We start from the raw sequence: 13253 nt of genomic DNA, 5'->3' as shown, positions 1-13253 counted from the left end.
CACCTCTTTTTTATGAGATAATTATTTACAATTAAATTATACAAAAATTTTGCCGAAAAGATAAAAGTAAAGCTAAATATGGAGGAAGTACATGGCTATAGCTATTATATCTTACGATATTAAGTATGTACAAGAGCTGACAAAAAATTTAGGTAATACAAAATACGATATATTTGGGGATAGTCTTTCTTTTATAAAAAACTTTAGAGATGATTTTGATACAGTTATATACGATGCATCATCCGGTGTTTTTGCAGAAGATGATTTGAGATATTTGACTAATAAGATGAAAGATAAAAACTTAAATTACATAGTCCTTACTGCTCCAGAAAACCCAATTGATAAAAGTATATTTCAAGGGAATTTTGAATTTTTACCAAAAAATGCTGATACAAATGAAGTCCTACAAAAAATAGCTTCAAAAGTAGAAATTCCAAATATAAACGAGGAAGTTAAGACCAAGCCTTATGAAGAGGAAAGTAAAGAAGCCGATGTATACTCTGAATTTAAAGAGTTAGAAGAATTTTTCCATGAAGTTGAGTTAAAGGACTCTGAAACAACAGAAACACCTTCCTTAGGGTTGGAGTACAATGATTTATTTTTAGAATATGAAGATACATCTAAGGAAAAAGACTACAAAGAAGTACATGAAGACCTCTCACTGCTTGATAACTTCAACTTTGAAGATTTATCAGGTCATAAACAAGAAGAAAAGATTATAGAGATGGATTATGGTATATTAGAAACAACCAATTTGGACATATCTAAGGATTTAGAAGCTGAAGAAACATACTTAAATAATTTGGAAAATCTTGAAGAAATTTTAGGAAATAGTTATATAGAAAACGAAAACAAAGACAACAAAATAGAGGATATTAAAGCAGAGGATATCCCAACGAAAGAGGCTACTATATATCCAAAAGAAGAATTAGAACAAAAACCTAAAACTATTACTTTAAATGAAATAATGGACTCTCCTAAAGAGGTCAATGAAGAGAAAAATATAGAAGGAGGAAAAGATATGATAGCCAACTTTAATATCCAGATCTCTTCTGAAGACATAAAAAAGATGGCCTTAGAGATTGCGAGAGAATATCTAAAAAACGATCCTGCAATGGCTACGATAATAGACCATCTTCAAATAGACTTTCAAGACGAAGCAAGAAGAGAGATGGAAGAAATAAAGAATCAATTAAAAAATAAAGTAAGAGAAGAGGCAGAAAAAGTTTTAACTGCAGAAATAGAAGAAATTATTAAAAAAGAGTTAAAAGATTACGTAGCAGAGATAACTGCAAAAATAGTAAAAGAAAAGTTAGAACAAGCATTTAGAGTTTAAACATTTTAATTAAATAAACAAAGATAGCTAAGAGACTACTACTTATAAGTATAAAGGTGTGGACTAAGAAAGCTGAAAGTAAAGCTGTATCTTTCGGTACAGATAGAAAAATAAGAATACCTACATATCCAGTTTCGTAAGTACCTATTCCTGCTATTCCGTGGATAGGAAGAACAGTAGTTAAATCAGCCAAAGATGAAGCGAGTATAGACTGTAAAAAATCTAAATTAGCTTCTTTTGGTAAGATAATATAGAAGGCAGAAAACTTAAATATAAGTGTTAAAATAGATAGAAAGTAAACCATTGATACATTTCTAAAATTTATCATACTTTGATTGTAGTTTTTGACTTTCTCATGCTTAATAAACTTGAAGATAAATAATAAAATCAAGAAAGAAAATGGTAAAAGAATAAAAGAAATAAACCCCAAAATGAAGCTATTTGTATAAGTAAAATAAGCCAGAAAAAATAAAGATAGTAAAGATATACCATCAAAAAATCTCGTAATTATAAAACTCATAGTAGATTCGGTTATGTGTATATTTTCTTTTTTCAGCATATAAAAAAAGGACAACTCCCCAGTTCTAAAAGGTAAGACTATATTAAAAAAAGTGTTATAAACTGTTAACTTAAAGAGTTTAAAAAAATCTTTTATGCTAAGTGTATAACTCCACCTTATAGTCCTTACTATATAGCTAAATATATATAAAATAAAAGCTAAAAAAATCTGCTTAAACGTAATTAATCTAAAAAACTCTAAAAGTTTATCAAAACCTACAATTTTTTGAAAAAAGTAAAAAAAAACAAACGTAATAAAGATAGAAAGGAAGAGCTTTAATATTTTAGTTTTATTCATTCTTTTTTTGTATTACCCCTTTTATAACATAAGGCTTTTTACCTTGAGACTCATAATAAGTCCTTATTATAATTTCAGCTATTATTCCAGTAGATATAAGGTTTATTCCGGTTAAAAACGATAACATTCCAAACATCAATAGTGGCCTGTTTCCTATTGAATGTCCTAAACATATCTTTTCACATGCAAGGTAGAATAAAGTTAAAAAACCTATCACTAAGAATAAAAATCCAAAACCTCCAAACACTCTAAGAGGTTTATTTCTATAATCTATCAAAAACTTTACCCAGAGTAAATCTAAAATCACTTTAAAAGTTCTTGATATGCCGTATTTAGACTTTCCATATATCCTTGGATGGTGTTTAACTGGAATCTCTGTGATGTTAGCTCCTACTATCTTTGCTAAAGCAGGTAAGAACCTATGCATCTCTCCGTAAGAGTCTAAACTTTTTGCCACTTCTGACCTGTAAGCTTTTAAGGAGCATCCATAATCGTGTAAATATACACCTGTAGTTTTTGATATAAGCCAGTTTGCTATCCTTGAGGGTAGTGTCCTACTTAAAAAGGCATCTTTTCTGTCTTTTCTCCATCCACTTACAACATCATAACCTTCATCTATCTTTTCAAGGAGTTTTGGAATATCTTCTGGGTCATTTTGAAGGTCTCCATCCATTGTTACGATAATCTCTCCTTGAGCTTTGTCAAAACCTGCAGCCATTGCAGCTGTCTGACCAAAATTCCTTCTAAAGTTTATCCCAATAACGTGAGGGTCTTTTTCTGCTAATTCTTTTATTATCTGCCAAGATTTGTCTTTACTTCCATCATTTACAAAAATTATTTCATATGTCTTGTCTTTATATCTCTCTTGATTGAAAAGATTTTCCAGCACATCTTTTATTTTTTTGTAAAGTATTGGTAAATTTTCTTCTTCGTTATAAATGGGAACAACGATAGATAAGTAAACTTTCTTATCCATGTCTCTCCTTTATTTTATCAAATTTTTTATTTGGTCAGCTTCATTGTTGGTTTTCGACTCATTGTTAGGATTTAAATTTTCTTCACTTTTTGGATTTTCAACTAAATCAAATAATACTTTTTTTATCTCTTCTTGCAGACTTTTATTATCTTGAGAAGCCTTTAAAGCCTTTTCTAAATAAAATTTTGCTAAATCTACTTGGTTTAGGTTTTTATAAACTAAACCCAATTTGTAGAATATGATAGGGTCGTTAATACTTAGTTGTAATGCTTTAGCGTAGTAATCCCTTGAAATTTTTAAATCTAAGAGGTTTTTGTATTTTTTGTATCTTTCATAGTAGTAGTCCCCAAGTGTGAGGTATGCATTGAGGTAGTTAGAGTTGTACATAATGGCTTTGTTTACATAATCAATAAATTTATCTTCCTTTCCAAGCTCTCTATAAATTAAACCTAAATTATAGAATGCTATCTCTTTTTTTGGGTAAGTTGGATGATTTACTGCTTTTTCAAGATAGGTAATAGCCTCGTTATACTTTTTTAAAACTGCAAGGAGAATTCCATAGTTTGTTAGAAGTTCTGGAGAGTTTGGATACCTCTCTAACCCTTCTTTAAAAGTTTTTAAAGCTTTTTCGTACTCTCCTGCAAATTGATAAGCAAGAGCTAAGGAGTTGTAAACTTCCGGTTGTTTATTTATTTCTAAAGCTTTTTCTAAGTAAGAAATAGCCATGGCGTTATTACCACTACTTAGATATGATACCCCCATATCGTACAGGTACTTTCCATCAACTGAGCTTGTATAATCTGTATTACTGTTTATCCCTTGTTGAGCACAAGAGTTTAGTATAAAAACTAGTAAAATAAGTTTTAATATTAAAAATTTCCTCATAAAGATTATTATACCATTAACTAATCTTCAAGAGATATGTCTAAATCTTTTATCTTTTTAGAGATTGTATTTCTATGTAAACCTAAATACTCAGCAGCTTGGGATATATTTCCGTTTGTAAATTTTAGTGCTTCTTTTATAAGTATGTACTCTGCTTCTTCTATAAGTTTTATATATATATTTTTCCTCTTTCTTGTAAGCATTTTTCTTGCTTCTATTAAAAATCCACTTTTCCAATCAGAAGTTTTTTCCTCTTCTCCTCTTATATTTGCTGGGAGTAAATCGGGAGTTATAGGTCTTTCTCTATATAATGCTATTAGTTTAAAAACTAAATTTTTTAACTCTCTAACGTTTCCAGGCCATTTATAGTTGATTAAAAATTTAATAGACTCTTGAGTAAAGCCTCCAGATGATAATTTATATCTTTCTAAAGCTTGTTTTGTAAAAAGTTCAACCAAATCCGGGATATCTTCCTGTCTTTCTCTTAAAGGTGGTAATCTTATTTCTATCACTGATAATCTGTAAAACAGGTCTTCTCTGAATTTCCCTTCTGCAACTAACTTTATCAAATCTTTATTTGTAGCTGTTATTATCCTTACATCTACCTTTTTAGTTTTATTTGATCCAAGAGGCTGAATTTCCATATCTTGCACTGCTCTCAAAAGTTTAGCTTGAGACTCTAAAGGCATCTCTCCTATCTCGTCTAAAAACAATGTTCCTCCATCAGCTTGGACAAACTTTCCTTCTTTTGCTTTATCAGCTCCGGTAAATGCTCCTTTTTCATACCCAAAAAGCTCACTTTCTATAAGTCCTATTGGGATAGATGCCATATTTATGGCTATAAAGGGTTTTTCTGATCTATCTGAGTATTTGTGAATTAAATTTGCTATTACTTCCTTACCTGTTCCACTTTCACCAGTTATAAGTACAGGATCTTTTGAGCTAGCAGCTCTACCTACAAGTTTAAACACTTCCTTCATCGCAGAGCTTTTCCCCACAACCTCATCAGGAGAGACTTGTGAGATATGTTTTGCTTTTAAACTCTCTTTTATCTCGTTTACTACTTGTTTAATCCTTTCTATATCGAAAGGTTTTACTATGTAATCAAAAGCTCCATACTTCATCGCTTGTATTAAATACTTATACTCTGAATGGCCTGATATTATTACCACGTAAGGATAACTTTTTAAAGATGTTATAGATTTTAGGATTTCCAAACCGTTGAAGTTTTTTAAACCTATATCTAAAAATACAAAATCTGGATTAATGCTTTTTACTTTTTCTAAAGCTTCCTCTCCAGATTCAAAATCGTAAACTTCTATATTTTCTTTGTTTAAAATCCTTTTTAAAACATTTCGTGTTGTTTTTTCGTCTTCAAATATTATTGCTTTCAACCTCAATCCTTATAGGTAGTAATATTTCAAATGTAGAATTTCCTATATATCTTAATATACCTTTATGACTTTTTACAATATTATAGGCATTTGCAAGTCCAACACCAGACCCACTTTCTTTTGTAGTAAAATGAGGTAAAAATATTTTATCAACAATCTCTTGAGGAACACCTTTTCCGCTATCTTTTATTTTTATTGATACTTTATTCATTCTTGGAGAAAAGACTGAGTCAAAGGATATACCTGTTTGTATTGTTATCTCTCCTTTTTGGTCTATAGCCTCAATTGCATTTTTTACTAGGTTTTCAATAACAGATGTCATCTTCTCTTTATCAACATAGATGTCTGGAAGGCTTGGGTCGTAAAGCTTTATAAATTTTACATTTTTATACACTTTTTCATACTTTTTTACTACTTTGTCTATCAATTTGTGAATGTTTTGGTAAGAGAGATTTAATTTTAATGGTTTTGATAAGGATGAAAGCTGATTTATATAATTTTGTATTTTATTTACCTCATAAATAATATCATCTAAAAGATCTAACTCGTCTGGGTTTTCTTTTAAATACTCAGTAGCTGCTTTTATTCCCGTGATAGGTCCTTTTATATCATGGAAAAGCTGTATTAAAAATTTAGATACTGCCGTTAAAGTTCCTTCTTTTTTCAGTTCTTCTTCTAACTTTACAAGTCTTGTAATATCTTTTAGTAAGATTATATACATATCTTCAAATGGATAAACATCTACTAAAAGGTAAGAGTTGTTAAGTGTTATCAGATAATTTTTAACTGAGAGTCCTTCTTCCAAGTACTTTATAGATAGTATCTCTTTTAGTAGATTTATTATGTCGTTTTTAGAGAAGTAAGAGATGTAAGAATCAAAAGCAGAATTAGAGTAAACTATATTTTTATCTTTATCAATAACTACGATTGGTTCCTGAAAATTATCTAAAATTTCCTTTTCATGCATTTAACTCTTCACAGACTTTTTCCAATATTATACCATCGTAATCCTTACCTTCTTGAGCTTTAGCTCTTAATATAAAGCCAAGACCAGTTTTTCCATCAGTTGTAATTGATGTCATTATTCCTATGGATTTTCCTTCAAAAATTATCTTGTCTTCCTCTTTAATATCTTTATTTATCAAAAACTTGGCCATAACTCTCGGTGGTTTACCTCTGTAGTATACTCTTGCAACAGCTTCTTGACCTACATAACAACCTTTATTTAAACTTATAGCGTACTTCCAAATGTTTGTTTCTAATGGAAGTATATTTTCTTTCAACTCTTTTTTTATCTTAGGTATACAGCTTTTTATTCTTAAATCTTCAAAATCTTGTAATGATATCTCATCCTGAGGATTTAGTAAATCCAGTATATTTTCAATATCTCCAAAAATATCATACCCCTTTACTCCTAACCTTAAAGGGTTGTTTGCAACAAAGTATTTATGACTTTTTGCAAAACTAAACTTTTCTAAGTTTAACCCCATACTTTTTATAAAATCTTCTACATTCTCACCAAAGATGTATAAATGTCGTGAAGGAAGAACTTCAAAGTTTACTTGAAGAGAAAGTTTTAATTTATTTAACTTTTCAATAGTTTGATAAGGGTCCTCTTCTGTATCTAAAATGTACACATTATCGTTGTTGTAAACGAAAAAGTCTGTTAAAGGAGAACCTTTACTATCTAACATTAGATTGTAATTAAATCTACCAGTTTGTAAATTTACGATATCATTACTTAAAATATTATGTAAAAAAGCTTTATGTTCTTCATTTACCCCTTTTAAGTTTAACTTTGATTTTTTACCTTTAACTAAGATTTTATGGCGGTTTAGTGAAATCCAGTTCATTAAACACTCCTTTTTTGATATAAATCAATGAATAGCTTATCAATTCATTATCTAATTTTAATTGAAAATTTTTCTATGATTTTTATTAGTTAGTTGTTGTTAACTAACATTTTTAGATTTATGATATGATAATTAATTAACCCTAATTTCCAATTCGAAAAAAAGATGAAATAAAAAACCTCCAGTGGTATCATAAAGTAAAACTACCACTGGAGGTAAAATCATGACTTTTAGAGATTATATCATAAACGTTTATATTCTGACAGATGAAATCCTAAAACTCATAAAACATAAACATAAAACAAATAAGCCTAAATTCTCTGATGTAGAGCTTATAACTCTCATCATATTTTCTATGAGCTATAGAAAAGGTGATTACAAAATAACACTTAAGGAATTTAAAGAGAATTACAATGACCTTTTCCCTTATGTTCCTCAATTACCAGCAATAGTAAAAAGAGCTAAAAAACTATATAAACTTGCTCAAGTAATCTCAATCATTCTTACAAATTTATTTTCTGAGAAGATAACCACAGTATACATAGCAGATACAAAACCAATACCTGTTTGTAAAAATCAAAGAATGAAAAGAAACAAGAAAGTTTCTGGTAAGTTATACAAAGGAAACAATGCAGCAAGAGAATGGTTTGGTTTTAAAATAGGATTAATAGTGGATTATTACAAAAGACCGATAGGATATGAGATTATTCCAGCTTCAAAGCATGATATAAACTTTTTAAAGGAAGTAAAAGAGGACAGTGTTTTGATAGATATATTAAACAAAGGGACAATAATAGCAGACAAAGCTTTTAATTCAAAGGATTTAAAAGAAGAATTTAAGAGTTTAGGAATAGAGTTAGAGGCTATAAGAAAGAAGGGGAAAGTACATCACAAACAAAAGGATAAACAAGAGTTTTTAAAGAGAGTAAGGAAGAGAATAGAGACAGTATTTAGCAAGTTATACTATATGGGAATAGAGGATATCAGGGCAGTATCTTTAGAAGGATTTAAAGCTAAGATAAACTTCTTCATTTTAGCTTTAAGTTTGTATAAGTTTCAATACACAGTGAACACCTACCCCTTTAAAATAATTTCAACAAAAACAGGAGGTAGGTTATATGAAAGGTATTATAGGAACCCCTATGTATATGACAACACTCTTTCCTAAAAAACTATCAAACAAGATTAAAGACATTCCTTTAACAAAAGAAGCCAAAAAAAGACTAAAATGGATACAGCACTACCAAGATACAAAAAATATATCCAAAACCTGCAGATACTTCGGAATATCAAGAACTACCTTCTATAAATGGTTTGAAAGATACAAAAAAGACGGACTTGAAGGACTTCTTGATAGACCTAAAACACCAAAAAACACAAGAAAACCAACTATAAGAAATCAGTACAGAGAACAAATAATAAAAGTCAGGAAACAAAACCCAACTTGGAGCAAAGAAAAAATATCGGCATATCTACAAGAAGAAAAAAACATAAAAGTATCACCATCTACAGTGTATAAAGTATTAAAAGAAGAAGGATTAATAGAGAGAACAAAATCAATTAAAATACAAAACAAAAGAAAAAAGAGTATAAAGAAGAAAAGGACAAAAAGAGGCTTGCAAGCACAAGCCCCAGGGGATGTAGTACAAATAGACGTAAAACACCTGAACATCGCAGGTGCAACATATTACCAATTCACAGCTATAGATAAGTATAGCAGATTTTGTTTTGCACGGGTATATGAAAGTAAAAATTCAAAGAAAACAAAAGAATTTTATATTGAGTTAAATGAGTATTTTGAATTTGAGATAAAGAGGGTACAAACAGATAACGGGAGTGAGTTTTTAGGGGAGTTTAACAAGTATTTAACGGATATAGGAGTGGAGCATTACTTTAGCTATCCAAGGAGTCCAAAGACTAATGGTGTTGTAGAAAGATTGATAAGGACAATAGAAGAGGAGTTATGGTTGATAGAGGGATTAGATTACACATTAGAGGAGATGAATAAGAAGTTAAGGAAGTATGTAAGGAAGTACAATTTTATAAGGCCACATCATTCTTTAGGATACAAAAGACCAGCAGACATTGTTTATGGAGTATGATAAAATTTTTAGGTGAAGGTGTTCACGATGTATAGAACTCATACATGATAAAATTTTTAGGTGAAGGTGTTCACGATGTATAGAACTCATACAGATAATTAATTAATTTTTTTTGGAGGAAGTCATGGCAAAAATTGTTATCGCTGGAAGTGGATTTGCAGGGCATTACGCAGCTCTCATTTTAGGAGACAGGCTGAAAGGCAAACACGAAATCACAGTTGTTACGCCTAACGAAACTTTCAACTACATTCCCTCTCTTATCTGGGTTGGTGTAGGCCAGATGCCTGTTGAAAAGACCCAGTTCCCATTAAAGCCGGTTTACGATAAATTTGGTATCAAGTACGAAAGAGGGTTTTTAACAGAAGTTCATCCAGATGAAAATTACGTTATAGTCCAGCCTTACGGAACACAAGATTCTAAAAGACTTGATTACGACTATCTTTTAGTTGCTACCGGTCCAAAGCTCAACTTTGATGCAACACCAGGACTTGGACCTGATAAAGGTTATACTTACTCAGTGTGTACACCACCTCACGCCGTAGAAACGGCTAAAGCATACCTTGAGCTTGTAAAAAGGTTAGAAAAAGGAGATAAGGCGAGAGTAGTTATAGGTACAGGGCATGGTGGGTGTACCTGTCAAGGAGCTGCCTTTGAGTTTATAACAAACGTTCATAACGATTTAGTAGATAGAGGTTTAAGAGATAGAGTTGAACTTATATGGCTTTCTAATGAGCCAAAATTGGGAGATTTTGGAATAGATGGGCTTGAGGCTAAGAAAGGGTCTTTAATATTTACTTCTGAAATGATGGCAGAGGCAATATTCTACGACTACGATATAAAGTATGAAATAAGAAGCCACGTTCATAAAGTTGATGATAAAAAGATATATACCGAAAACTTAGATGGAGAGTTTAAAGAGATAGAGTATGACTTTGCAATGCTATTACCACCTTTTGCCGGACAGCCAATTAAATGGATAGATAAAGATGGAAACGATATTAAAGATAAAGTGTGCAACCCTGCAGGATTTGTAAAAGTTGACGCTGTTTACGGAAAACCTTATGAAGAGTTAGACGGTCCAGACTGGCCTAAAACATACCAAAACCCAATATATAAAAATATATTTGCAGCCGGAATCGCATTTGCACCACCAGGACCTTTATCTAAACCGGGTAAATCTCCAAACGGAACAATAATAGCTCCTGCACCCCCAAGAACTGGATACACAGCTGAGCTCTCTGGTAAAGCGGCAGCTCTAAATATAATTGACATGATAGAGGGAAGAGAACCACAAAACACAGCTTCTATGGCAGAAACACCAGGGCTTTGTGTTGCTTCTATGAAAAATGGCATATTTGACGGTATGGCAGGAACTATTGCTATATTCCCGGTTGCAAGAAATAGGGCTAAATACGGAGAGTACGGAAGAGACTTAGACCTTTGTGTTGCAGAACCAGGCAAAGCAGGAGCGTGGTTTAAGTTAGGATTACACTATGCTTTCTTATGGAAACTACAAGGTAAACCTTTCTGGAAATTAATACCTTAAATAGGAGGATTTAAAAATGGCACAGGCAAAGTTTAGATTTTCAGATGCTGATAGAAGAAAAATGCATTCTTTAATATCTCAATTTTTCAGAGCTATAAGTCTTGCTTTCCACTTTTTAAGATTAGTTAAAGAAGCTGAAAAAGGTTATAAAACTCACTAGTGTAAAATAGACAGCCCTTTATGGGCTGTTTTTATAAAGATTTTTTTCTTTTATATAATTTTCTACTTCTTCTAACACCAAATACTTTATAGACTTTCCTAACTTTACCCTTTCCCTTATCTCTGTTGAAGAGATGTCAATCCGACGGCTGTCAAAAAAATATACTCCTTCTTTTATAATACTTTCATTGTAAAAAATGTTATTAAAATTGAAAAAGGTATTAAGATAATTTTTAATCTCTTTATAACTGTCTTTTCCTCTTCCTACAACTATAAAGTTGGCTTTTTTTAGTAAATCTTCTGGTTTTTTCCATTTATGCAACGTTAAAAGAGAGTCAGAACCAAGTATTAAAACTGGTTTATGGTAAAAAAGCCTCTCGTAGTGCTCAACAGTTTCTATCGTGTAGGATTTACCTCCTTTTTTTATCTCGTAATCTGATACTTCAAAGTAAGGATTGTCTTTTATTGATAAAGTAAGCATATTAAACCTGTCTTCAGCAGATGCGTTAGAGGACTCTTTTAAAGGAGATAGGTAGGCCGGTACAAATATAACTTTTTTTAAATTGAAAAACTCCCTAACGTCTTCAGCAATTCTTAAATGACCCAGATGAACTGGGTCAAAACTTCCGCCGAATAATGCTATCATCTTAATGGCAGTGTTGTATATATTCTGTTATCTCTTCTTTGGATGTAGAGTAAAACGTTGTCTTGTTTTTCATTTTTTGCCTTACTTATAATCTGCCAAAACTCTGATGCAGACCTTACAGGTTTTTTATTGACTGACAGTATAATATCTCCTGCCTGTAATCCAGCTTCTTCAGCTACAGAGCCTTCCTTAACGGCGTATACTAAGACACCGTAATCTACCTTTGGAAGTCCGTATCTTTTTATCAATTCAGGAGTAATATCTTTTACTATTAAACCTATAGCACTTTCTATATTAGCTGCCTGTCCTGATTCTTCTGTAGAAGCTGTTTCATCTGATTCTAAAGGGACTGTAACAACGTCAAAAGTAAGCTCTTTACCATCTCTTATAACTTTTATTTTAAGTTTCGACCCCGGAGGATTTTTCATAACTTGATTTTGAAGGTCTGATATGTCAGAGATTTTCTTTCCGTTTACTTCTACAATAATATCTCCAGCTTTTATACCCGCTTTATCTGCAGGTCCACCAGGTTGAACACTTGATACTAAAGCACCTTCGTTAACTCCAAAATGTTCTGCTAAATCTGCTGTTAAAGGTTGAATAACAACTCCTATTTTACTTCTTTTTACTTTACCGTACTTTAGTATCTGATCCATAACCCATTTTGCTTGATTGATAGGAACAGCAAACCCAAGACCCTGAGCTCCTGCTATTATTGCAGTATTTATACCTACAACCTCTCCTCTAACGTTTATTAAAGGTCCACCTGAGTTTCCTGGGTTGATGGCTGCATCTGTTTGTATAAATCCTTCACCGGGTCTGTCTTCTATCTGTCTGTTTTTAGCCGATACTATACCTATAGTAACTGTATCAGATAATCCCAACGGAGCTCCTATTGCAATAACAGTTGAACCTACTTTAAGCTGGTCTGAATCACCAAGTTTTAAAACATTTTTGGATGCAAAATCTTCTATACCTTTTTTAAATGGAACTTCCAAAACTGCAACATCACTAAGTTTATCACCACCTACAACTTTTCCTTTCAAAATCATTTTATTTTTAAATTGTACTTGAATATCTTTTGCATTTTCTACTACGTGGTTATTCGTAAGAAGGTAAACAACTTTCTTGTTGTAATCTACATCAACTATAAATGCAGAACCAAGTCCTTGTCTTTTTTGTTTAAATTGAGGAGTGTTTGGAATACCAAAAAAGTCTCCAAAAGGCATATCAAAAAATGGGTTGTTAACTGTTATTTCCTGTGTCGTAAAAACAGTCGCTACCCCCGGAGATACACTTTCAATAAGTTTTGTCCTTTCATTATCTATAGCCTCTAACGTAGGAAAACTGTAAGACTTACCTTCAACATTTTGTTTATATCCCTCTTGAAACTTCCCAAACTGAGCTTTTACAAAGAATGCTAAACCAAGAATTATTAAAACAGGTAAAACAAACCTTTTCACGATTTTTATTACCTCCTTTCTGTTAATCAACGTACAA

Annotated in this window: 13 protein-coding genes; 5 read left to right on the top strand and 8 right to left on the bottom strand. The window is 31.5% G+C overall.

Annotated elements, in window-relative coordinates; translation table 11 throughout:
- Nucleotides 1-91: 91 nt before the first annotated feature.
- Nucleotides 92-1336 (top strand): hypothetical protein, encoded by a 1245-nt coding sequence (locus SULAZ_RS04605; RefSeq protein ID WP_012674176.1) that lies wholly within the window; start codon nt 92-94, stop codon nt 1334-1336.
- Here the strand turns inward: SULAZ_RS04605 and SULAZ_RS04600 are convergent.
- From SULAZ_RS04600 to ygfZ, 6 genes are read right to left on the bottom strand one after another with little or no spacing between them, the layout of a single operon-like run.
- On the bottom strand, nt 1326-2192 hold the full coding sequence (locus SULAZ_RS04600) for a lysylphosphatidylglycerol synthase transmembrane domain-containing protein (protein ID WP_012675107.1): 867 nt from the start codon (nt 2190-2192) through the stop codon (nt 1326-1328). The genes SULAZ_RS04605 and SULAZ_RS04600 overlap by 11 nt on opposite strands.
- On the bottom strand, nt 2185-3168 hold the full coding sequence (locus SULAZ_RS04595) for a glycosyltransferase family 2 protein (protein WP_012674230.1): 984 nt from the start codon (nt 3166-3168) through the stop codon (nt 2185-2187). The genes SULAZ_RS04600 and SULAZ_RS04595 overlap by 8 nt, the downstream gene beginning before the upstream one ends.
- 9 nt (nt 3169-3177) lie before the next feature.
- Nucleotides 3178-4053, bottom strand: a complete 876-nt coding sequence (locus tag SULAZ_RS04590; protein ID WP_012675052.1) for a tetratricopeptide repeat protein — start codon at nt 4051-4053, stop codon at nt 3178-3180.
- A 20-nt stretch (nt 4054-4073) separates the two neighbouring features.
- A complete protein-coding gene (locus SULAZ_RS04585) occupies nt 4074-5447 on the bottom strand; it encodes a sigma-54-dependent transcriptional regulator (RefSeq protein WP_012674746.1) in 1374 nt (457 codons plus the stop codon).
- Nucleotides 5428-6414 carry a two-component system sensor histidine kinase NtrB gene (locus SULAZ_RS04580; RefSeq protein WP_012674676.1) on the bottom strand — a complete coding sequence of 329 codons (987 nt, stop codon included), beginning with the start codon at nt 6412-6414 and terminating at the stop codon, nt 5428-5430. Before SULAZ_RS04580 ends, SULAZ_RS04585 begins: the two co-directional genes overlap by 20 nt.
- Nucleotides 6407-7300 (bottom strand): CAF17-like 4Fe-4S cluster assembly/insertion protein YgfZ, encoded by an 894-nt coding sequence (gene ygfZ, locus SULAZ_RS04575; RefSeq protein WP_012675025.1) that lies wholly within the window; start codon nt 7298-7300, stop codon nt 6407-6409. Before ygfZ ends, SULAZ_RS04580 begins: the two co-directional genes overlap by 8 nt.
- A 223-nt stretch (nt 7301-7523) precedes the next feature.
- Between ygfZ and SULAZ_RS04570 the strand changes: the two genes are divergently transcribed.
- The 4 genes from SULAZ_RS04570 to SULAZ_RS09025 all read left to right on the top strand — a co-directional run bounded on the left by SULAZ_RS04570 (nt 7524) and on the right by SULAZ_RS09025 (nt 11108).
- Nucleotides 7524-8468 (top strand): IS982 family transposase, encoded by a 945-nt coding sequence (locus SULAZ_RS04570; RefSeq protein ID WP_012674119.1) that lies wholly within the window; start codon nt 7524-7526, stop codon nt 8466-8468.
- The gene (locus tag SULAZ_RS04565) at nt 8419-9402 is read left to right on the top strand and encodes an IS481 family transposase (protein ID WP_012673450.1); all 984 of its coding nucleotides are present in this window, start codon (nt 8419-8421) and stop codon (nt 9400-9402) included. Before SULAZ_RS04570 ends, SULAZ_RS04565 begins: the two co-directional genes overlap by 50 nt.
- Before the next feature lie 124 nt (nt 9403-9526).
- Nucleotides 9527-10948 carry an NAD(P)/FAD-dependent oxidoreductase gene (locus SULAZ_RS04560; protein ID WP_012673521.1) on the top strand — a complete coding sequence of 474 codons (1422 nt, stop codon included), beginning with the start codon at nt 9527-9529 and terminating at the stop codon, nt 10946-10948.
- Nucleotides 10949-10964: 16 nt separating this feature from the next.
- Nucleotides 10965-11108 (top strand): hypothetical protein, encoded by a 144-nt coding sequence (locus tag SULAZ_RS09025; RefSeq protein WP_012674718.1) that lies wholly within the window; start codon nt 10965-10967, stop codon nt 11106-11108.
- An 18-nt stretch (nt 11109-11126) separates the two neighbouring features.
- Here SULAZ_RS09025 and nadD read toward each other — a convergent pair whose 3' ends face one another.
- Both nadD and SULAZ_RS04550 read right to left on the bottom strand, forming a co-directional pair.
- A complete protein-coding gene (gene nadD / locus SULAZ_RS04555) occupies nt 11127-11753 on the bottom strand; it encodes a nicotinate (nicotinamide) nucleotide adenylyltransferase (RefSeq protein ID WP_012673694.1) in 627 nt (208 codons plus the stop codon).
- Complete coding sequence (locus SULAZ_RS04550) at nt 11750-13216, bottom strand: Do family serine endopeptidase (RefSeq protein ID WP_012674996.1); 1467 nt, start codon at nt 13214-13216, stop codon at nt 11750-11752. Before SULAZ_RS04550 ends, nadD begins: the two co-directional genes overlap by 4 nt.
- Between the last annotated feature and the right edge of the window lie 37 nt (nt 13217-13253).

The organism is Sulfurihydrogenibium azorense Az-Fu1 (genome assembly GCF_000021545.1).
Lineage (GTDB): Bacteria > Aquificota > Aquificia > Aquificales > Hydrogenothermaceae > Sulfurihydrogenibium > Sulfurihydrogenibium azorense.
This window is presented reverse-complemented; position numbering and strand designations above follow the sequence as displayed.

Bases quoted from the DNA above. Each gene is read 5' to 3' on its own strand.
- SULAZ_RS04600 (WP_012675107.1), bottom strand. From the start codon at position 2,192: ATGAATAAAACTAAAATATTAAAGCTCTTCCTTTCTATCTTTATTACG.
- SULAZ_RS09025 (WP_012674718.1), top strand. From the start codon at position 10,965: ATGGCACAGGCAAAGTTTAGATTTTCAGATGCTGATAGAAGAAAAATG.
- SULAZ_RS04605 (WP_012674176.1), top strand. From the start codon at position 92: ATGGCTATAGCTATTATATCTTACGATATTAAGTATGTACAAGAGCTG.
- nadD (WP_012673694.1), bottom strand. From the start codon at position 11,753: ATGATAGCATTATTCGGCGGAAGTTTTGACCCAGTTCATCTGGGTCAT.
- SULAZ_RS04595 (WP_012674230.1), bottom strand. From the start codon at position 3,168: ATGGATAAGAAAGTTTACTTATCTATCGTTGTTCCCATTTATAACGAA.
- SULAZ_RS04560 (WP_012673521.1), top strand. From the start codon at position 9,527: ATGGCAAAAATTGTTATCGCTGGAAGTGGATTTGCAGGGCATTACGCA.
- SULAZ_RS04590 (WP_012675052.1), bottom strand. From the start codon at position 4,053: ATGAGGAAATTTTTAATATTAAAACTTATTTTACTAGTTTTTATACTA.
- SULAZ_RS04580 (WP_012674676.1), bottom strand. From the start codon at position 6,414: ATGCATGAAAAGGAAATTTTAGATAATTTTCAGGAACCAATCGTAGTT.
- SULAZ_RS04570 (WP_012674119.1), top strand. From the start codon at position 7,524: ATGACTTTTAGAGATTATATCATAAACGTTTATATTCTGACAGATGAA.
- ygfZ (WP_012675025.1), bottom strand. From the start codon at position 7,300: ATGAACTGGATTTCACTAAACCGCCATAAAATCTTAGTTAAAGGTAAA.
- SULAZ_RS04565 (WP_012673450.1), top strand. From the start codon at position 8,419: ATGAAAGGTATTATAGGAACCCCTATGTATATGACAACACTCTTTCCT.